Source organism: Empedobacter sp. UBA5528 (assembly GCF_002426075.1).
GTDB lineage: Bacteria > Bacteroidota > Bacteroidia > Flavobacteriales > Weeksellaceae > Empedobacter > Empedobacter falsenii_B.
The window spans coordinates 16,234-37,617 of the sequence record NZ_DINY01000023.1; the positions used below are offsets into that span (position 1 = coordinate 16,234).

Annotated in this window: 17 protein-coding genes; 7 read left to right on the forward strand and 10 right to left on the reverse strand. The window is 31.5% G+C overall.

Translation table 11 applies throughout. The features are described from left to right. Nucleotides 1-32 precede the first annotated feature (32 nt). The 4 genes from B4L98_RS04115 to B4L98_RS04130 all read left to right on the forward strand — a co-directional run bounded on the left by B4L98_RS04115 (nucleotide 33) and on the right by B4L98_RS04130 (nucleotide 6,069). Nucleotides 33-1,031, forward strand: a complete 999-nt coding sequence (locus B4L98_RS04115; protein WP_115000635.1) for a homocysteine S-methyltransferase family protein — start codon at nucleotides 33-35, stop codon at nucleotides 1,029-1,031. Further along, nucleotides 1,019-3,682, forward strand: a complete 2,664-nt coding sequence (metH, locus tag B4L98_RS04120) for a methionine synthase (RefSeq protein WP_291077617.1) — start codon at nucleotides 1,019-1,021, stop codon at nucleotides 3,680-3,682. Before B4L98_RS04115 ends, metH begins: the two co-directional genes overlap by 13 nt. Before the next feature lie 359 nt (nucleotides 3,683-4,041). Then, nucleotides 4,042-4,998: a methylenetetrahydrofolate reductase [NAD(P)H] gene (gene metF, locus B4L98_RS04125; RefSeq protein ID WP_115000637.1), complete on the forward strand. Its 957-nt coding sequence runs from the start codon at nucleotides 4,042-4,044 to the stop codon at nucleotides 4,996-4,998. A 456-nt stretch (nucleotides 4,999-5,454) separates the two neighbouring features. Continuing rightward, complete coding sequence (locus tag B4L98_RS04130; protein ID WP_219035071.1) at nucleotides 5,455-6,069, forward strand: alpha-ketoglutarate-dependent dioxygenase AlkB family protein; 615 nt, start codon at nucleotides 5,455-5,457, stop codon at nucleotides 6,067-6,069. On the opposite strand, the gene B4L98_RS04135 is transcribed toward B4L98_RS04130, so the two are convergent. Continuing rightward, entirely contained in the window at nucleotides 6,070-6,606 is a 537-nt protein-coding gene (locus B4L98_RS04135; RefSeq protein ID WP_219035070.1) for a hypothetical protein, read from the reverse strand. Nucleotides 6,607-6,709: 103 nt separating this feature from the next. Beyond that, nucleotides 6,710-7,456, reverse strand: a complete 747-nt coding sequence (locus tag B4L98_RS04140; RefSeq protein ID WP_280037621.1) for a M15 family metallopeptidase — start codon at nucleotides 7,454-7,456, stop codon at nucleotides 6,710-6,712. A 69-nt stretch (nucleotides 7,457-7,525) separates the two neighbouring features. Here B4L98_RS04140 and B4L98_RS04145 point away from each other — a divergent pair, with 69 nt between their 5' ends. Further along, nucleotides 7,526-8,800: a hemolysin family protein gene (locus B4L98_RS04145; RefSeq protein WP_291077618.1), complete on the forward strand. Its 1,275-nt coding sequence runs from the start codon at nucleotides 7,526-7,528 to the stop codon at nucleotides 8,798-8,800. A 297-nt stretch (nucleotides 8,801-9,097) separates the two neighbouring features. Here the strand turns inward: B4L98_RS04145 and B4L98_RS04150 are convergent, their stop codons facing one another. The 6 genes from B4L98_RS04150 to B4L98_RS04175 all read right to left on the reverse strand — a co-directional run bounded on the left by B4L98_RS04150 (nucleotide 9,098) and on the right by B4L98_RS04175 (nucleotide 14,847). Further along, complete coding sequence (locus tag B4L98_RS04150) at nucleotides 9,098-10,537, reverse strand: MFS transporter (protein ID WP_125350321.1); 1,440 nt, start codon at nucleotides 10,535-10,537, stop codon at nucleotides 9,098-9,100. A gap of 297 nt (nucleotides 10,538-10,834) precedes the next feature. Beyond that, entirely contained in the window at nucleotides 10,835-11,662 is an 828-nt protein-coding gene (locus B4L98_RS04155; RefSeq protein ID WP_125350322.1) for a 5'-nucleotidase, lipoprotein e(P4) family, read from the reverse strand. Between the two features lie 56 nt (nucleotides 11,663-11,718). Then, a complete protein-coding gene (locus tag B4L98_RS04160) occupies nucleotides 11,719-12,270 on the reverse strand; it encodes a hypothetical protein (protein ID WP_291077620.1) in 552 nt (183 codons plus the stop codon). Between the two features lie 58 nt (nucleotides 12,271-12,328). Continuing rightward, nucleotides 12,329-12,535 carry a hypothetical protein gene (locus tag B4L98_RS04165; RefSeq protein WP_125350324.1) on the reverse strand — a complete coding sequence of 69 codons (207 nt, stop codon included), beginning with the start codon at nucleotides 12,533-12,535 and terminating at the stop codon, nucleotides 12,329-12,331. A 237-nt stretch (nucleotides 12,536-12,772) separates the two neighbouring features. Continuing rightward, complete coding sequence (locus B4L98_RS04170; RefSeq protein WP_291073234.1) at nucleotides 12,773-13,321, reverse strand: acyl-CoA thioesterase; 549 nt, start codon at nucleotides 13,319-13,321, stop codon at nucleotides 12,773-12,775. 23 nt (nucleotides 13,322-13,344) lie between these two features. Next, on the reverse strand, nucleotides 13,345-14,847 hold the full coding sequence (locus B4L98_RS04175) for a GH3 family domain-containing protein (RefSeq protein WP_291077622.1): 1,503 nt from the start codon (nucleotides 14,845-14,847) through the stop codon (nucleotides 13,345-13,347). A gap of 655 nt (nucleotides 14,848-15,502) precedes the next feature. Between B4L98_RS04175 and B4L98_RS04180 the strand changes: the two genes are divergently transcribed. Further along, nucleotides 15,503-17,446 (forward strand): tetratricopeptide repeat protein, encoded by a 1,944-nt coding sequence (locus B4L98_RS04180; protein WP_422653355.1) that lies wholly within the window; start codon nucleotides 15,503-15,505, stop codon nucleotides 17,444-17,446. A 119-nt stretch (nucleotides 17,447-17,565) separates the two neighbouring features. Continuing rightward, on the forward strand, nucleotides 17,566-18,828 hold the full coding sequence (locus tag B4L98_RS04185; RefSeq protein ID WP_286495172.1) for a DUF3472 domain-containing protein: 1,263 nt from the start codon (nucleotides 17,566-17,568) through the stop codon (nucleotides 18,826-18,828). A gap of 57 nt (nucleotides 18,829-18,885) precedes the next feature. Here B4L98_RS04185 and B4L98_RS04190 read toward each other — a convergent pair whose 3' ends face one another. Next, nucleotides 18,886-19,902, reverse strand: a complete 1,017-nt coding sequence (locus B4L98_RS04190) for a PTS transporter subunit IIC (RefSeq protein WP_286495173.1) — start codon at nucleotides 19,900-19,902, stop codon at nucleotides 18,886-18,888. A 37-nt stretch (nucleotides 19,903-19,939) separates the two neighbouring features. Further along, nucleotides 19,940-21,355 (reverse strand): DUF4932 domain-containing protein, encoded by a 1,416-nt coding sequence (locus B4L98_RS04195; RefSeq protein ID WP_291049241.1) that lies wholly within the window; start codon nucleotides 21,353-21,355, stop codon nucleotides 19,940-19,942. Nucleotides 21,356-21,384: the final 29 nt, after the last annotated feature.

Genomic DNA, 21,384 nt, shown 5'->3' on the forward strand with positions numbered 1-21,384 from the left:
CTTCTTCCCATAAGGCTTTTAAAATATTTAGAATGAAATTAAACGATATACTAAAAGAGCGTATTGTAATTTTAGATGGTGCGATGGGAACAATGATCCAAAAGCATAATTTACAAGAAGAAGATTATCGTGGAGAACGATTCAAGGATTTTCATACGTCTTTAAAAGGAAATAACGATTTATTGGTTTTAACGCAACCGCAAATTATCAAAAATATTCACCGAGAATATTTGGCTGCTGGTGCAGATTTAATCGAAACAAATACGTTCAATGCCAATATTATTTCTATGGTTGATTATGATATGGTTGATTTGGTTGATGAATTAAATTACGAAGCCGTTCGCTTAGCAAAAGAAGCTTGTGAAGAGTTTTCTACCCCAGATAAACCTCGTTTTGTAGTTGGATCTTTAGGTCCAACCAACAAGACAGCCTCTATTTCGCCACAAGTAAATGACCCTAGTTATCGCGATGTGGATTTTGATTTATTGGCAAATGTATATTATCGTCAAGCAAAAACAATGTTAGAAGCTGGTGCAGATATTTTACTTGTCGAAACTATTTTTGATACTTTAAATGCAAAAGCAGCATTTTATGGAATTCAAGATGCGATAGAAAAAACAGGAATCAACGTTCCTCTAATGGCTTCTGGTACAATAACAGATAAATCTGGACGTACACTTTCTGGACAAACAACAGAAGCTTTCTTGATTTCATTAGAACATATTGATTTAATTTCAGTTGGGTTAAATTGTGCTTTAGGTGCAACAGATTTGATTCCATATTTAGAAGTATTAGCCGAAAAAGCACCATTTTATGTCAGCGCATACCCAAATGCTGGTTTACCAAACGCTTTCGGTGGATACGATGAAACTCCTGAAATGATGCGAGATTTTATCAAACCTTTCTTAGATAAAAAATTGGTTAATATTTTGGGTGGATGTTGTGGAACTACACCAGATCATATCAAATTGATGGCAGATTTAGCAAAAGAATACGAACCTCGAAAAATTAGTGAACAATGTCAGGCGTAAAAATTCAACTTTCTGGATTAGAACCTTTAATTGTACGAGAAAATTCAAACTTTGTAAACGTTGGCGAACGTACAAATGTAACTGGTTCTAAAAAATTCTTGCGATTAATCAAAGAAGAAAAATTTGAAGAAGCACTTCAGGTTGCACGTGACCAAGTGGATGGTGGCGCGCAAATTATCGATATCAATATGGATGAAGGTATGCTTGATGGTGTAGCTTCTATGGTAAAATATTTGCGTTTGATTGCTTCTGAACCTGATATTTCGAAAGTTCCAATTATGATTGATTCTTCGAAATGGGAAATTATTGAAGCTGGTCTAAAAAATGTTCAAGGTAAAGCGATTGTCAACTCAATTTCTTTAAAAGAGGGAGAAGAATTATTTATCGAACATGCGAAGAAAATTAAACGTTACGGTGCTGCAACAGTGGTTATGGCGTTTGATGAGAAAGGTCAAGCGGATAATTATGAACGTCGAATCGAAATCGTAAAACGTTCGTATGATATTTTGGTAAATCAAGTAAATTTCAATCCAAGAGATATCATTTTTGATGTGAATATTTTCCCAGTTGCAACAGGAATGGAAGAACATCGCCGTAATGCCATCGATTTTTTTGATGCAACAAAATGGATCAAAGAAAATCTTCCACATGCGTTAGTTTCGGGTGGAGTTTCGAATGTTTCGTTTTCCTTCCGTGGAAACAATGCGGTTCGTGAAGCGATGCACACGGCGTTTTTATATCACGCCATCAAACACGGAATGGATATGGGAATCGTCAATCCAGAAATGATTGAGATTTACGATGATATTCCAAAAGATTTATTAGAGCACGTTGAAGATGTTTTATTGGATCGACGTGACGATGCAACAGAGCGTTTGATTGATTTTGCCGAACATCTAAAAGGTGTTACAAAAGAGAAAAAGAAAGATGACGCTTGGCGTGAGTTACCATTAGAAAAACGTATTGAAATTTCTTTAGTAAAAGGAATAACAGAATTTATTGATGAAGATACTGCCGAAGCTTTAGAAAAAATTGGTTCACCTTTACGCGTTATCGAAGGTCCTTTGATGGATGGAATGAACGTCGTTGGAGATCTTTTTGGAAGCGGAAAAATGTTCTTACCTCAGGTTGTGAAATCAGCGCGTGTAATGAAAAAGTCGGTTGCTTATCTAACGCCTTTTTTAGAGGAAGAAAAACTTAGAAATAAAACAGACAAAGAACCTTCTAAAATCTTAATGGCGACTGTTAAAGGCGATGTTCACGATATTGGGAAAAATATTGTTTCTGTTGTTTTGAGTTGTAATGGTTTCGAAATAATAGATTTAGGCGTAATGGTTTCTTCTGAGACTATTTTAGATGAAGCGCAAAAAAATAATGTCGATGTAATTGGTCTTTCTGGGTTGATTACCCCTTCGTTAGATGAAATGGTACATGTTGCCAAAGAAATGAAACGTCTTAATCTTGATATTCCGTTAATGATTGGTGGTGCAACGACTTCTAAAGCGCATACAGCCGTTAAAATTGCACCAGAATATGATAAAGCAATTCATGTTTTAGATGCTTCTCGTTCGGTTACAATTTGTCAAAAATTGATTGGAAATCAACAAGCAGAATTACTTACAGAAACAACTACTGATTATACAAAAATTAGAGAAGGTTTCTTAAATCGTGCTGTATCAAAGGAATATCTATCAATTGAAGATGCTCGAAAAAATAAATTAAAAGTTGATTTTGAAGAAAATAAACCTTTTAAACCAAATAAATTAGGTGTTTTCACGCATCGAACAACAGTTTCTGAATTAAGAGATTTTATAGATTGGACTCCATTTTTCAAAACGTGGGATTTACACGGAAAGTTTCCAGCGATTTTAGATGATGAAATTGTCGGAACAAATGCGAAAGAATTATATGTTGATGCATTGTCGATGTTAAATAAAATCGAAACTGAAAATTTAGCAAAACCAAAAGCTGTTTTTGGGCTTTTCAAAGCGAATACGGTAAACGATGACACGATTGAATTGTTTGATGAAAATGATAACAAAATCGAAGAATTCTACACACTTCGTCAACAAGCAAAAAAATCGAAAGAGCAACCAAATATTTCGATTGCTGATTTTATTGCGCCAAAAGATTCAGAAATTCAAGATTATATAGGTGCATTTGCGGTGACTGCAGGACAAGAAATTGAAGAGGTTGCCAAAGCTTACGAAACGAATTTAGATGATTACAATTCGATTATGGTAAAAGCAATTGCTGATCGTTTGGCAGAAGCTTATGCAGAATGTTTGCACAAATATGTTCGTACAGAAATTTGGGGTTATGGAAAAGATGAAACTTTATCAAATGACGAATTAATTTCAGAAAAATATAAAGGCATTCGTCCTGCTCCAGGTTATCCTGCTTGTCCTGACCATTTAGAAAAAGAAACGATTTTCAAAATTTTGGATGTGGAGAAAAATGCAGGAATTGAGTTAACAAGTTCGTTGGCGATGTATCCCGTTTCGTCTGTTTCAGGTTATTATTTTGGAAATCCAGAAGCAAAATATTTTGGAGTTGGAAAAATAAAAATGGATCAGGTTGAAGATTTTGCTAAACGTAAAAATATAGAACTTGATAAAGCTGAGCGTTGGTTGAGTCCTAATTTGGCGTAAAAGCGTTATGCGTTATGAAAAAATAAATTTGTGTTTCTTAATGAAGCTTTGCGAAATAAAGAATCTTAGATTCCTCGACAAGCTCGGAATGACAGAAACACAAAGTCATTCTGAACTCGTTTTCAGAATCACACAAGTTTGGATGAGATGCTGAAATAAATTTAGAATGATAACGAACGTAGAACAAAACAAAAAAATGCGTTAGGGATTGCAGTGAAAATCCTTTTTTGTTGATTTCGACTTCGCTTAATCAACAAAAAAGATTGCAACGAAAAGCCCGCCCGAAGGGAACGCCATTATAAAAGAAATTATATAATCGAAATTCGAGATTCGAACTTCGCTAAACGATAAAATAAAGAATGAAAGTTACCGAACATATAGAACGCGCAAACGGAAAACCGTTGTTTTCTGTGGAAATTTTACCACCTTTGAAAGGACAAGATGTCAATGCAACGTTCAAAACTTTAGATCCATTAGTTGAATTAAATCCAGCTTTTATCGATGTAACTTATCATCGTCAAGAGTATATTTACAAACAGAAAGAAAACGGGTTGTTGAAGCGCTATCAGGTACGAAAACGTCCTGGTACAGTTGCGATTTGTGCTGCGATACAGAATCATTATAAGATAGATGCAATTCCGCATTTGATTTGTGGTGGATTTACAAAAGAGGATACAGAAGATGCGTTAATCGATTTGAATTTCTTGGGAATTGATAATCTTTTGGTTTTGCGTGGAGATCCTATTAAATCGGAAAAATCTTTTGTGCCAGAAGTTGGAGGACATGCGCATGCATCGGAATTGATTGAGCAAATTACGGCTTTAAATACAGGAAATTATCTAGACGACGAACTACAAGAATCGCATGCAATGGATTTTTGTATTGGTGTAGCGGGTTATCCTGAGAAGCATTTCGAATCACCAAATCTTGCAATGGATTTGTATTATTTGAAAAAGAAAGTGGAATTGGGAGCTGATTATATCGTGACGCAAATGTTTTTTGATAATCAGAAATATTTTGATTTCGTTAAAAAATGTCGCGAAATGGATATTAATATTCCGATTATTCCGGGTATAAAACCTTTGACAACTTTCAATCAACTAACGTCGATTCCACAAAATTTCTATTTGGACTTACCAGAAGCTTTGGCAATGGAAGTTTTGAAGTCGAAAGATAAGGAACGAATCAAGGAAATCGGAATTGAATGGTGTATTCAACAATGTAAAGAGTTGATCGATTTTGGTGTTCCTGGATTACATTTTTATACAATGAGTAATTCTATAAATACAAAAAGAATCGCTGAGGCAGTTTATTAAAATAACAATAGTTGGTTGTTTATCTTTTCACAAATAAACAACCAAAATTATTAATTAAATTAATACGTAAAAATTAATCCATAGAAAAATTGTTTTTCCCCCTTATAGTCTTATAACTCATCATTACAGCGATAAGCGAAATAATTGTAACCGAGAAACTGATGTTCAAGATAAAATCCGCATGATCTACATTTAACATTTTTAAAAAGACAGAAACAAGAAGTAAAATACTACTTACAAGGAAGAACTTAATTGTGTTCTTAAAAATCAATTTATTCATATTGTGTTAAATTTTGGTTAAATAAAAATAAATAAAAAATTATATAATCCAATTTTTTTTTGACTTATTCAATATTAAATTTTAAATAACAAACGTTAGTAAAACTTTATTTATCTGCACATTACATTAACTGAATTAAATCTAAATTCCTTATTTTTGATCATATAAAACTATAAATGGATCTTTTTAACGATTTATTTGACGGACAACAAAATCTACTTCCAAAAGATGGAACTGTAAATTATTTTGGACAAATTATGACCGATGAAAAAGCGCATCATTATTATTCTATATTATTAAATGAAATTGAATGGAAAAACGATCAAGCAATAATATTTGGAAAATTGATAGAAACTAAACGAAAAATTGCTTGGTATGGAGATTTTCCATTTGCTTATACCTATTCCAAAATCATGAAAACAGCTTTGCCTTGGACTGATACTTTACTTGAATTAAAAAAATTAGCTGAGGAAAAAACTGGCGAAACTTATAATTCTTGTTTGGTAAATTTATATCACGATGGTTCCGAAGGGATGGCTTGGCATAGTGATGGTGAAAAACAATTGAAACGTCATGGCGCAATTGCCTCGCTAAGTTTCGGCGCTGAACGTAAATTTGGTTTTAAACATAAAGAAACTAAAGAAGTAATTGCTTTAAATCTTGCAAGTGGTAGTTTATTAGTTATGAAAAATGAAACACAAGATTATTGGCTGCATCGCTTACCTCCTACTAAAAAAGTAAATTCGCCACGAATTAATCTAACATTCAGAACAATAGATTTGGAGCAATAATTATTTTTGCTTGGAGATTTCAGCTTTATAAAAAGTCAAACTTTGTTGATTAAATTTATTCAGAAATGCATCATTAAAATCATTCAAAGAAATAACATCCAAATCAATTTTAGTTTTTAGCGTTGGTAAAGCAATCACTTTATTTGATGATTTATCCAAACTATTCCATTTCGCAATAAACTCTTTTGTAGCTGTAATAAAAGTTGATTCGCCATTTTCTTTCGAATAATCATCCGAAACTATTGAACGTTTTATGGCAGATAATTCAATCTTTTTTGTCTGACGATTGTATCGAAAATAAGATGTAAACAAAACATCTCCTATTTTATTGATAATCTTGAAACCTTTCTTTGTTTCCTCAATCTTCGTATTACGATCCAATTCATTAAAAGCTAAACTACTCTGCTTTTTATATTCAGTATCAGAAAGTAAAAACTCTATTTTATTCGTTTCAAAATTAATTGAAACCTTGTCAAACTTTCCATCGCCATCCAAATCTTTCACAATCGATTGTTTGGCAAAAGTTAGTAAACTCATGCTCAAAAATAACGATATGAAAAATGTTAATCTCATCAGAAAGTATAATCTCTTAAATTTTATTTAAAGATACCACAAAAAAAGCTCCAAAAAGGAGCTTTAACTATTTAATAACAGGATTTATATCCAAAATATTTTCTTTTCGATATTTTTCGATAAAATCATCTGTAAAATTTTCGCTTCCTAACAATTTATTTTCTTGTAAAACCTTTTTAATATCAAGCTTTTTATAAGCTTGTAACATCGGTTCAGAAATCGCTTTATACGTAAAATGCCACGGTTCATATTTGAATCCTTTTCTCGCTGAATTATCCGTGTACACCAAATAAAAACCATATTTAGATGCATTTTCATCTAACCAAAGTTTAAATTTATGCATTGATCCTCCTTCGTTAAAATGTTTCTCATTCAACGGATCTGCTGGTATTCCGCGCGTTCCGTCTATAATATCCAAATCAGTTCCCCAATGGTGACGAGAAGTTCCTGGAATGGTAGAATATTCAATAATCTTTTCGATGTTTTCTTTCGCTGCAATTTTCTTCGCTTGATTTGCTTTATACTTGCGCTCCCAAATTCCGTTTTGATACGTATAATTTCTATAGCTCGAAATCACTTGTATTTTAAAACCTGCTTTTTGTGCATCAGCTTTCATTAATTCAAATTGTTTTGCAACTTCTGGCAACAATTTATACCCATTTCCAACCATCGTAGGGTTGCCTTTACCAATCAATTCAGCCGTTGTAAAAGTAGGTAAAATAGTATCTGTTTCTTCTGGAGTTTGATCGCTGTTACCGAAAGCACAACCAGCATTTAGCATAAAAGCAAGTAAAATTAAATAAGAAAATTTCATAATATTAAATTGAGACATTATGGTAAGTATTAGATTTTGGTTTATTTTTATCAAAATTAAAGAATAAAAGTGGAGATTGTTATAATAATCGTATTGATTTTATTGAACGGAATTTTTTCCATGTCAGAAATGGCACTTGTTTCGTCAAGAAAATTCAAATTAGAAAATCAAATGAAGAAAGGAAGTTCTGGTGCTAAAACGGCTTTAGAACTTGCTGAGAATCCGAACAAATTTTTATCAACCGTACAAATCGGAATTACCCTTATTGGTATCTTATTAGGGGTTTTCTCGGGTGATAAACTAACTGCAAATTTAACAGAATTTTTAACATCTATTTCTTTCATTGCACCTTACGCCAAAACACTTTCTCCAATTATTATGGTAGTAATCATCACTTATTTTTCGATTGTATTTGGCGAATTATTACCAAAACGTTTGGGAATGAAATTTCCTGAAATGGTTTCTACTATTGTTTCGAAACCGATGAAATGGTTATCTATCATCACTTCTCCATTCGTTTGGTTGTTAACAGTTACCAATAATTTTTTCTTAAAATTGTTTGGTATTAAAGACGATAGCAGCGAAGTTGTTTCGGAAGAAGAAATTAAAAATATCATCAAAGAAAGTACAGAAGGTGGTGAAATTCAGGAAAAAGAACACGAAATCTTAGAACGTGTTTTCGAGCTTGGAGATCGTCGTGTGAACACGTTAGCAACGCATCGTTCGGAAATTGCTTCATTAGATATTTCAGATGATTATGAGAAAGCACGTGCAAAAGTTAAGAAAAATAAATATTCAGCCTACCCTGTTACGAAGAACAATAATCTGGACGAAATCGTTGGTATCTTGAAACTAAAAGATATGTTTGGTGTAAGTAAGGAAGATTTTAGCCTGAAAAAATTTATACACAAACCTATTTTTGTCAATGAAAATTCGTTTAGTTATCCTTTGTTGGAAATGTTACAGAATTCACAAGCACATTTTGCCATTATTTTAGACGAATATGGTACGACGGCTGGAATTGTAACAATAAACGATATTTTGAACGAATTGGTTGGTGATACACCAGAGAACCAAGACGAAGATTACGAAATCGTAGAACGTGAAGATGGTACATGGTTGATCGATGGGCAATTTTCGATCTATGAATTCGAGAAGTTTTTTGAGATTGATATCGACGAAGACATCGAAAATAGATATGTTACCGTTGCTGGAATTTTCTTAGATAAATACGAAACCATTCCAAATGTTGGTGATAAGGTAGAAGTAGAAGATTTGACACTAGAAATTGTAGACAAAGACGGTAATCGTATTGATAAAATATTGGCATATCGTAAGAAATAAAAAACTCAACCAAATGGTTGAGTTTTTTATTAACTCACTAATTTATTTTTTGAGCAGTAATATAATTTTCTCCATTAGCACTAATCCCTAGACCAGTAAATAGATTTATAGCGATGCTGTCTGGGTAGTGGTATTTGAATTATTCTAATTAGAATATTTTCTAGAACCTTGTCAAAATGTTGTAATTTGTTGTTTCTCTTGTCCCTTCACCTATTATATTAATTCAATAACTGAAAAGGCTGTTTTATAATAAATTATAAAACAGCCTTTTATTAAATTACTAAATATTAAATCTTCCTAATGTCCTCCTTCAGATTTAACTTCACCAAGATTTATTCCTTGTTTTTTAAGAATTTTAGGCGTTGCAATTGCATAAAATACAAGATACACAAAACATAAAATACAAACAATATAACTAGAATGAACAGTTGATAAATCTGCAATATACCCTTGGAATATACTTACTAATCCTCCTCCCATAATCATCATAATTAAGAAGTTACTTCCTTGCGAAGTGTTTTTTCCTAAACCATTAATTGCTAATGCAAAAATACAAGGCCATAATGTACTACAGAACAAACCAACACTTGTAATAGAATAAATAGAGACTAAACCAGTTGTATTCATTCCGATTAATAATGCTACAATTCCAATAATTGAGAAAGTTAATAACATTTTAGCAGGGTTTCCATTTGTCCATAAAGAAGCTAAAATCATTATTAAAATAATTACACTATATAGATAAAATGGTTTCAAATCATGCCCTGCAATGTAATTAACTAATAAGAAAATCCCAAAAGCTAAATAAGGTGCTATAAATTTAAGAGCCAATGTTTTTGTCTTATCTAAACCAAATGCTTCTGCTGCACCACCCCAACGACCAATCATCATACTTGCCCAATATAACGAAACATATGGTGTTACTCCTTGTATATCGAACCCTAATTCATTGTGCATATATGCTGGTAAATTACTTACAGTAGAAACTTCTACACCTACATATAAGAAGATCGCAAGCATTCCTAATAATAATTGAGGATATTTTAAGGCTGATGATTTATCATTTTTTGAAGTTGCAATCGCACTATCCTCTTCTTGTTCTGGATGATTTGGTAAAGACGAAAATTTCAAGAAAATAGCAACAGCTAAAAAAGCAACACCCAAACACAAATATGGAATTTTAACTGCTTCTATACTCAAAGTTGTTTCTCCTTCTCCTCCTGCACCAAAAATTGCATAAGCAACAATTAAAGGTCCAATTGTAGTTCCTAAGTTATTAATACCTCCAGCTAATGTTAAACGTTGAGATCCAGTACTTGCATCTCCTAAAGCAATTGCAAGCGGATTAGCAACAGTTTGTTGCAACGAAAAACCTAGACCTACAGTAAACAAACCTGTTAACATTAAAGGAAATGATCCTGTATTGGCTGCTGGAATAAAAAAAAGCGTTCCAATAGCTGATAAAAGAAGTCCAAAAGATAATGAATTCTTATACCCAAATTTATTGATTAAATCTTGTTTAGCTAATAATGAAACGCCCATATAAATTAAAGCTCCAACCGTATAAGCTATATAATAAGCTACTGCGACTAATTGACTTTCGGCTTGGGATAAATCAAATGATTTTTTAAAAACTGGAATTAAAATTTCATTACTTGCCGCTACGAATCCCCAAAAGAAGAATACTGTAACCAGTGGGATAAATTGACCCCAATTAGTTTTTTGTGATTGACTCATGTGTTTTGATATAATTTTTTTTTAAATATTGGTTGATGATTGCCTAAACAACCAGCTTATAAATATAGGTTATTTATAGTTTAATTTACAAATAGGTGAATGCTTAAATATTATACAGCACAAAGAAAAAAACTATATATTCAATAAATAAATATTATTTTTTTACAGATCAAATAATAATTAATAGATTATTTTTAACAAAAACATGTTAAATGTATTTAAAATTTAATTTCTCACTTTTTTATAAATCAAAAAAAAACTGTCCGATTAAGACAGTTTTCATTGTGTATTTATTCTTTATTTCACAGGAGTTTCTCTCGCAGCTTCGTATATAATCGAATCTCTTTGCTCTTGCGTCAAGTCATATTTGTAATCAAATATTGCAGATTCCCAATCTCCATATCCAACATTCGGCAATACAATAAATCGTTTTCCAAATTCAGATTTTAAAGTTTCTACAGCTGCCGCTCTTTCTTTTTCAGATTTATGATTATCAAATAAAGAAGAAAAATCTGTTAAACTATCTCCTAACAATAAAACAATGTCATAATCTTTCGAAATATTTTGACGACGTGCTTCTTTGCTACTTTCTTTACTTCTCAAAATCAAATTCTGAGCACTTTGAATTGGATAATTGTATTTTTCTAAATTTGCCAAAGTTCCAGGACGCTCTACTTCGTATCGATTTGTAACGTAAAAAATCTGAACACCTTTACTCGCTGCATACTGAAAAAACTCTTGAGAACCAGCCAAAGGAGTTGCAATTCCTTTCGACGTCCAATTTGCCCAAGTTTCTTGCGACCACGTTTTTCCTTGACGCGCCATTTCTACTGCATAGTACGAATTATCCAAAAAAGTTTCGTCAATATCCGTTACAATCGCTAAAGGTTTTGCGCCTTTTGTCGCAATTGCTTCATCCAATCTCATTTTAGCAACATTATAAGCTTGCTGGCTTAAGGCTTGATATTCAGCAGCACGTTGTTGAAAAAATGCAGCATAAATTTTACCATCAACTTGTAAACTTTTTTGCTGAACTGGTTGTTGTTCAGTAACTATTTTTGGTGTTTGACAAGCTGTTAATCCAAAAAGCATCAAGCTTCCAAGCATCAATTGTATATGTTTCATATCTCTAAATTCTGAAATGCAAAATTAAGCCTTACAATTCAAATCAAAAAATCAGATTACTGAATGTATTTAATCGATTCGAAAGTTGTTTGATGAAAATAGTTTTTGAACTGATGATGTTCTCCATTAATTTCTATATCAATTTCCAGATAATCGTTTTGATTAAAATGAATTAAATCTGTTTCGAAAAAATAAATATTTCGGATAACGTGAGAATCAGGTAAAATGGTATTTTTCAATAAAATATCATTTGTCCCCATTGCCAATTCTCCATAAAATGTAACATCAGCTTTGATTTTTTTTTGAGAAAAATTTGAATAAAAATCAGCTTCAACGATATTTATACGAACTGTTTTTTCGGTATTATTTTGAATAGAAATTAAGAATTCTAATGTATTTTTTTTCTTTGTTACCGAATCTATTTTTACTTGAAATTCTGAAATTTGTTGATTAGAATCATCAATCAAATCATCATTTTTTTCAATTTTTAAAAACGATATTTTTGGTTCTTCTTCTTTCGGAAGTGGTTTTTCAATTGGAACTGTTTTTAATTTTTTGTTAATAACAAACAGCACTAACAATACAAGTAAAATGAATAAATATTTCATTTTACAAATTTAGAAATTAAATCGTTTTTCTGATTTCGAAAAAATGATTTGTTTCGTTTTAGACAATTTTTTTTCTGAAACGAAAAGCACAAAAAGCTAAAACAAATACACTTCCTGCTACAGCAAAACTAATAGGATTTGAAGATTTAGAGCTATTTTCAGTAAAATTTGTTTGTATTAATTGACTATTTAAACCAGAAGATTGAGCAAATGAAATAGTTGTACTTGCAATGAATAGTAATAAAAATTTGAAGAGAGTTTTCATAATAATGAATTAAATAAAAAGTTTGGTTTTGATATTAAGAATCGATAAAACAAATACAATGCCTAATTTTCTTAAAATTAAATAATTTGCAATTTAGTAATGCCACTCAAATTCAATAATCAATTTTTTGGAGCATAACAATTAGGAGATAAAATATAAACTATTTATCAAAACCCTATAAACAAAATAACTCAATTCATTTTCAGAATTGAGTTATTTATTAATGATGTAAAAACTTTAATCTAGTTCTATTTTCACGAAATGATTGTCCAATAAATGATCAATTAAATCTTGCGATTTATAATCAATCGGATCTTTTATTTGTTCTTTTGCTTTTGTATGTTCTTCAATTCGATGCAAAGCTTTATAAAAGCGTCGAACTTCATTCAAATTCTTCAAAATTAATTTTGGAGCTTCAGCTTTTTCTCCATTTTCTTCTTTGCAAATCATCGTAAAATAAGACGAATTACAATGTTTAATTTCGCCCGTTTGGATGTTTTGACTTTCTACTCGAATTCCTACAACGATTGACGTTCTTCCTACATAGTTAACCGATGCTTTTAGGGTTAATAATTCTCCTACTTCTACTGGCGTTAAGAAATCTACTCTATCCACAGATGCTGTTACACAGTACTTTCCAGAGTATTTGGAAGCACATGCAAATGCAATTTGATCGAGTAGAGAAAGAATGAATCCACCATGAATTTTTCCACTAAAATTGGAATGTGATGGAAGCATTAATTGCGAAAAAGTTACCAATGAACTTTTTACCGTTTTGTAAATCATTTTATCTATTGTTCTGTGTGTGTTCAATTTGTAGTAATTAAGTTTAGACTGTAAAATTCATCTGCAATTTCGCGGTTATTAGACAAACGAGGAACTTTATTTTGTCCACCCAATTTCCCTATCGATTTCATATAATGCTGAAAACCTTCTGTTTTAACCTCAGAAACAACAAGTGGACGCAAAATATTTCCCGTAATCAAATCATCATAATATGTATTTTGACGACGCATTTGTGCATCCAATTCTTGATTAAAAATTGTTAAATTCTCAGGTTTTTTATCAAACTCGATTAACCATTCATGATGAGGCAAACCTTCTGCTGGATTAACTTGAGGCGCAACTGTAAACTCATTTACACTCGCTGGATGTTTTTCTAAAGTTTTTTGTAACGCCTGCTCCACTTCGTGACCAATTACATGTTCTCCAAAAGCAGATGTATAATGTTTAATTCGACCAGAAACAACAATTCTATAAGGTTTTATCGAAGTAAAACGAACTGTGTCACCAATATTATATCCCCACAAACCTGCGTTTGTATTGAGAATTAGAACATAATCTTTTCCTACTTCAACATCTTTCAAGGAAATTCGGGTTGGATTTTCATCAAAAAATTCATCAACTGGAACAAATTCATAAAAAATTCCATTGTTCAATAAAAGCAATAAATCATCACTTGTTTGTGAATCTTGATATGCAATAAACCCTTCTGAAGCAGGATAAGTCTGAATACAATCTATTTTTCGACCAATTAATTGATTCACTTTATCGCGATATGGTTCATAATTTACACCTCCTGTTACCATTAATTGTAAATTCTTAAAAATCGACTGAACGTTTTCTTTTCCAGAAACTTTAATCAATCGTTCAAAATACATAATCAACCAAGGCGGAATCCCAGAAATCAGCGTCATATCAGCTTTCACCGTTTCATCCACTACTCTATCCACTTTCGTTTCCCAATCTTCAATCACATTTGTTTCATAAGACGGCAAACGATTTTTTTGTAAATAATTTGGAACAAAATGCGCACTAATTCCAGAAAGTCGACCAACTTTCAATCCGTTTATATCTTCGAGAATTGGACTTCCTTGTAAGAAAATCATTTTTCCGTCAACAAAATTAGAATTCTTTGTTTCATTAATATAAAACAATAAAGCATTTCGAGCAGAATTTATATGCGAAGGAACGGATTCTTTTGTAAGCGGAATATATTTTGCACCAGAAGTAGTTCCAGAAGTTTTAGCTAAATAAAGAGGTTTTCCAGGCCATAGAATATTAAGTTTCCCTTCAATTACCTCATCAAAATAATGTTTCAACCCTTCGTAATCGTTGATTGGAACTTGCGATTTGAAATCTTCATAATTTTTGATTGATTCAAAATGATGATCAACTCCAAACTTTGTATTTTTTGCAGCAATAATCAATTCATTTAGAATTTTGTCTTGTGTTTCTAGCGGATTATTTATCCACTTTTGTTCTTTGTTGACAATGTATTTTGCAAAAATTTTCGCTAAAAAAGCTTTCATGCTGTTCCTTTAAAACATTATTATTGGTCGAATTTAAACGAATATTCTAAATAATTTAACAACAATTGCAATGATTTTTCTTAGTCAAATCACTAATTACATTAAAGCTAAAACGTTAGCTATCATTTTATAATCATCCCGTAAAAAGTCGCTTCTCTATTATTTCTATTCCACATAAAATTATCTTATTTTTTCGAAGGATACAAGATTTTTTCTAATCGAACGTTTTATTGTAGATTTGTTTTTATTCGCTATCATGAAAAAGATTGTACTGAGTATCTTCGCCGCAAGTTTTTTAATCGGCTGTTCTACGCAAAAAAATAGTTTCAAAAACCGACAATATCACAAGATGACATCGTGGTTTAATGGAGTATTCAATGCTGAGGATGAGTTAGAAAAAAAGAACACAGAACTACAAACAAATTATGTAGAAAATTACTCGAAGATTTTACCTGTTGGAATAGAATATTTTTCTGTTTCGGACTCTGCTAATTTAGGTGAATTTAATACGCCCAATTTTGGTATTGGAAGTGGAAATCGAAATAATCAAGATAAAGTAGAAAAACCTGTTGGATTTGCTGCTGTAGAGGCAAAAGCTTCGAAAGCAATCGAAAAACATTCGATGTTAATTAAAGGAAAAGAAAATAATCCTTTGATGGGTCGCGCTTATTTATTGATTGGAAAATCATTATTTTATCAAAAAAAATACTTTGAAGCGCTTGATGCTTTAAACTATGTTGTCAAAAATTTCAAAGATTCTAAATACGCGCAAGAAGCGCATGTTTACAAAACTGTTGCCGAAATAAAAGGTGGAAATTACTTTGATGGAATCGAAACTTTACAAAAACTTTACGAAAACGATCCGTATAAAAGTAAAGAATTAAAAACAATGATTGCGCGTACCTATGCTCAATTTTTAATTGATCAAAAAAAGTACGAAGAAGCACTTGATCCATTGCAAAAAGCCGAATATTTTTCTACAAATAAAGATGAACGAGTTCGAATATTTTATACGTTAGGACAAGTTTTTTCTAAATTAGGAAAACAACAAGAAGCTGGTGAAGCTTTCACGCAAGTTTATAAAATGAAGCCTGGATTTGATATGGAAATCAAATCGCAGTTGGCGATTGCAGCTAATTTTGATCCAAAAATTAATAATTACGGAAATTACAAGCAAAACTTGTTGGACATCTCGAATAAAGGAATTTATGCATCGAAGAAAAACGAGTTATATTACGGAATTTCTGAAATGGCTTTTCGAGCTGACAAAATGGATGATGCTGTAGAATATGCAAAATTGAGTTTGAAGGAACCAATGTCTGATCCTTATATTCGTGGGCGCGCTTTCGAAAATTATGGTGATATAAAGTTCAAGCAAAACGATTATGTTTACGCATCGGCTTATTATGATTCGGCACAAACAAGTTATAATTTGCCAGAAGATCAAACGCGTATTCAGAAACGAAATGATGTTTTGAAAAAATTGATGGAAAAACATTATTTAGTTCAGAAAAATGATTCAATTCTAAAACTTGCTGCACTTCCAAAAGAAGATCAATCAAAATTCTTCACAGATTATATTGAAAAATTAAAGAAAAAAGAAGAAAAGCAAGCTATAGAAGAGCAAAAAGAAATGGAAACTTTTCAGTTAGAGAATAAAACAGCAAGTTTTACGACGAGTTTCAATAATGCTGATAAAGGAAAATTCTATTTCTATAATCAAAATTTAAAATCGACTGGACAGCAAGAATTCCAACGTATTTGGGGAGGAATTTCGTTGAAAGATAATTGGAGAAATTCGAGTGCGATAAGTACTGTAATTGAGGACAAACAGAATGAATTGACAGGGCAAATTGCTGCTGGCGATCCAAGACGTTTTGAACTTGATTATTATTTAGATCAAATTCCAACTTCTCAAAAAGCATTGAATGAGTTGAAAGTTGTGAGAGATACAACGCAATTGTCTTTAGGTACTGGATATTTTGATATTTTCAATAACTCAGAATTAGCTGGAAAAGAGTTGAAAGCCTTGGTTGCTTCGCCTCCAAAATCGGAAGATGTGTTATTAAAAGCGACTTATCAATTGTATCGTATTTATAAAAATCGTGATCAAAAATTAGAAGATGAATACAAAAATATCATTCTAACAAAATATCCAAATACGATTTATGCAGGTTATATTCTTAATCCAGAAGTTGAATACATCACTGCTGAAACAAAAGAAGCTTTAGAAGCCTACAAAGTTGCATACACGTTGTATCAAGATAAAAAATATGATGACGTAAAGAAAAAAGTACAAGAAGCAATTGTAAAATTTCCTACTGAAATTATCATTGCTAAATTTGCTTTATTAAATGCTTATGTAATCAAACAAACGGGAAAAGATAGCGATTTTGAACAAGCTTTAGAAATTGTAATTACTGCTTATGACGGAACTGAAGAAGCTAAGCAAGCAAAACGTTTGTTGGATAAATTGCGTAATACTAAGAAAAAAACTACTGAAAATCAAAAAATTGAAGAAAACCAGCCACAAATTAATACTGTAGATAGATCACCTACACAAATCATCGAAAAAGAAATAAATCAACCNNAGAAATAAATCAACCGAAAAATAACAATGATGATAAAAATGTTATTAAAAAAACTGTAAAAGAATCAAATACAGTTGGTCTTGAAGGAGGGGATACGAATTATTAAAATATAAATTAAATTAACACCATGAAAACAATTCATTACATCTTATTCTCTCTTTCCGTTTTGGTTGGAGGAAATGTAATCGCTCAACAAACAAAAACTTATGACATTCCTTTGGTTGGAAATGCTTTTGAAGTCGGTCATAAAGAAGGATCATCATCTACAGTTACAAAAGTGGATGCTTTAATTTCTCCACAAACTAAAAATGTAACAAAAACGTATTTCAAAGTTTTAGGAACTGGAAATGTTAATATTCAATTAAAGGGTGAAGCTAAAAATGACGCTCAATTAAATGTTGGTTTCAATAAAAAAACAAAAAAATACAATTGGAAATCTACTGATAAAACTATTTCTGTAGGTACATTCGCTATTTCAAAACCGGGTTATGTTTCTGTTGATTTAAGCGGATTGAAAGGCGAAATTGCTATTACAGATTTTATAGTTAGTGGAACTGCTGTAGACAACGGAATTATTTATAGCAACGATCCGCAGTACTATTATTGGGCGAGACGTGGACCTTCTTGCCATTTAGCCTATGAAATTCCTTCTGATAAAAATGTTTCATATTACTACAATGAAATCGTTGTACCAAAAGACGCTGATATAATTGGTTCTTATTATATGGCAAACGGTTTTGGAGAAGGATATTTCGGAATTCAAGCTAATTCAGAAACGGAAAGACGTATTTTGTTTTCAGTTTGGAGTCCTTTCGTAACTGATGACCCAAAAAGTATTCCTGATGATGAAAAAATCGTTTTGTTAAAGAAAGGAGACAATGTGAAAACAGGAGAATTCGGTAACGAAGGTTCTGGTGGACAAAGTTATATGAAATACAATTGGAAAGCCGATACAACGTATAAATTCTTATTGAAAGGTGTTCCAAATGGTGATAATTCGACAACTTATACAGCTTGGTTTTTTATGCCAGAAACGAATAATTGGCAAATCATCGCAAGCTTTAAACGCCCTAAAACAAATACATACCTAAAAAGATTTCACTCTTTCCTAGAAAATTTTATGCCAACACAAGGTTACTTAACTAGAAAAGTAAACTTCAACAATCAATGGGTTTATGATGGAGAATGGAAAAAAGTAAATGGAGCAAAATTAACTGTTGATGCAACTTATAAAGCAAATCAACGTATTGATGCAACTGGAGGAACAACATCTACTGGATATTTCTTGAAGATGGGAGGCTTTTTTAATGAAATTGAACAACCTGGAACAGCTTTCAAGTTTGATAACAAACAAACTGCACCACAAATTGATTTTTCGAAATTACAATAATCAATATTGTATAAACTAAATAAAAAATCGGTTGGAATTATCCAACCGATTTTTTATTTACCCCAACTTCATATCACCATCTTTTATCCAGTTTTTCTTTTTCATGAAAATGTAAATTAAATATGAAATAATTGCTGGAGCAATGATTTGCAAAATTAATATTGAAGTTAAAATATATGAAGTATCATATTTAGATTTCATGGCATTGAAAGTTCCTATTTGTCCAACCAAACCACAAGAACCCATCCCCGATTCTAGAGCTGTATTTTCCATATTGAAATAAATAATTCCAATTGGACCTATAATCACTGAAGCTAAAGTTGGTGGAATCCAAATTTTCCAATTTTTATAAATGTTCGGAACCTGTAACATACTTGTCCCTAATCCTTGTGCTAAAACACCTTTCAAACCATTATCCTTAAAACTGATTGTAGCAAATCCAATCATTTGTGCACAACAACCTATTGTTGCAGCTCCAGCTGCTGAACCGTCTAATTCTAACATTAGACACAAAGCAGCTGATGAAATTGGTAAAGTCAAAACCATACCGACAATTACAGCAATTACAACTCCCATTATCAAAGGATTAGAATCGGTTGATAATATAATTATTTCACCAATCCATTTCATCATTTGTTGAACAGAAGGACCAATGATTTGTGCTAAGATTACTCCAACCAAAACAGTAATAATCGGTGTAATTACAATATCTATACGTGTTTCGCCTGCTACCATTTTTCCCACTTCAACCGCTACAATTGTCGCTATAAAAACACCTAAAGGTCCACCTAATTGATATGCTGCAATTCCTATAACTGCTGACGAAAATAACACCAATTGAGGTGCTCGTAAACTATAAGCAATAGCCAATGCTATCGCAGGTCCTGTCGCTTGATTCGCAACTGGCCAAACAATATCAGTTAAAAAAGAAATATCTAACTCTTCACCAATAGTTTTCAAAATTGTACCAACCAATAAAGTCGCAAATAAACCATAAGCCATTGCGCCCATTGCATCGATAAAATATCGTTTTGCAGAAATTTGTATATCTTTTTTGAGTAGGAAATTTTTCATGTTTGAAATTAAAAAAATCTATTATTTGTATAAAAAACTAATCTATTTCATTCTCTTTTTTACACCAATCAAGCATATATTCATATAAATCAGTCATATTAATTGATGGATTTTCTTTGTACTTTGCAAGCATTACTTGATTAAAATCTGTAAATTTCGCAAAACCTCTCATATTACTCATCATTCCATTCAATTCTGGCAAATATTTATCCAAATCTGTTTTGCTATAATTATCATGAACATATAATATATAAACAGCAAAAGTCATGTATTCGTTAAAAACCTTGTAAGGTGATTCATACATATCAGTTATTGTAGGTTTCGCCCACTTTTTACGATTTGACAATGCTTCATTGATTTGTTTCACATATTTATCAGAAACAGGATTTACATAATTATGATCGATTTCAGTAAATACAACACGTGATTCTAACAATTCATTTTGCGTAGGAGTCAATTTTGAATCAAAATCTGCACGAGCAATGAACATAATAGTTTGTGTAAATCCGTTATCCTCAAAACGCGATGTAGAATGCGCTCCATAAATTAACGGCGAAAAATATACTGCGTATGAACCATAACCAAATCCGAACTTTTTATCCAACCAATTTTGCATTTTCTGAATTGGATTTAATTGATTATACCTTTGCAAAAGTTCTGTATAATACGGTTGGTTGTTCTTATAGAATACTCTAAAATTACTCACTTTTGCAAAATCTTGGAACACTTTTGCATCTTTCATCGGATCAAACGTATACCAGCCTTTTGCCATTTGACCTATGTTTCCATTATTTTTAATCTCTCCGTTTTTATCAAAATTATATGCACAAGCATTCATTTTCAAGGCATAATAATAGCGATAACTTGTATTAGAAAACATATTTCCTTTGTAATCCTCAATATACTGTAAATCTGTAATATATTTTTTAATCGTATCTATCGCAGGATGATTCAAATAAGGCTTAAAGTACTCTTTTACTTGTTTATAATATTCTGTTTTGGTGTCAAACATATTAATTTCTTTCTCAGCATCGGGATGCAAAGCCATTAAAATATTGACCAATTCACTCACTTCCGGAATCGCAACTTCAGTTTTTCCTTTATATTTATTGATATAATCTTTTGTAAAATTTACGTTAGGTGCAATTCCAATAATACGTTGATAAGCGGTATCTTTCTTATTCTGAATGATTAAAAAATCAATCGTTTCACCTTTTTTTAAATCAAAAGAAAGATTATTCTTTCCATCAGAATAAATCACTTCACTCTTTTCATTTGAAACTTCTGCCATAAAAACATCTGGCTTAATTTTAGAATTAATAGCCCAAGATTTGCTTGATATTTTACCATTTACTTTTATTTCAAGCATTTTTTCATTGGTATGTAAAACTTTTTGTGCAAAACTTGGCATTGCTAACAAGGTGAATAAAGCTACAATTACATTTTTTTTCATATTAGTTTATAAGTATTTTTAAAAGAAAA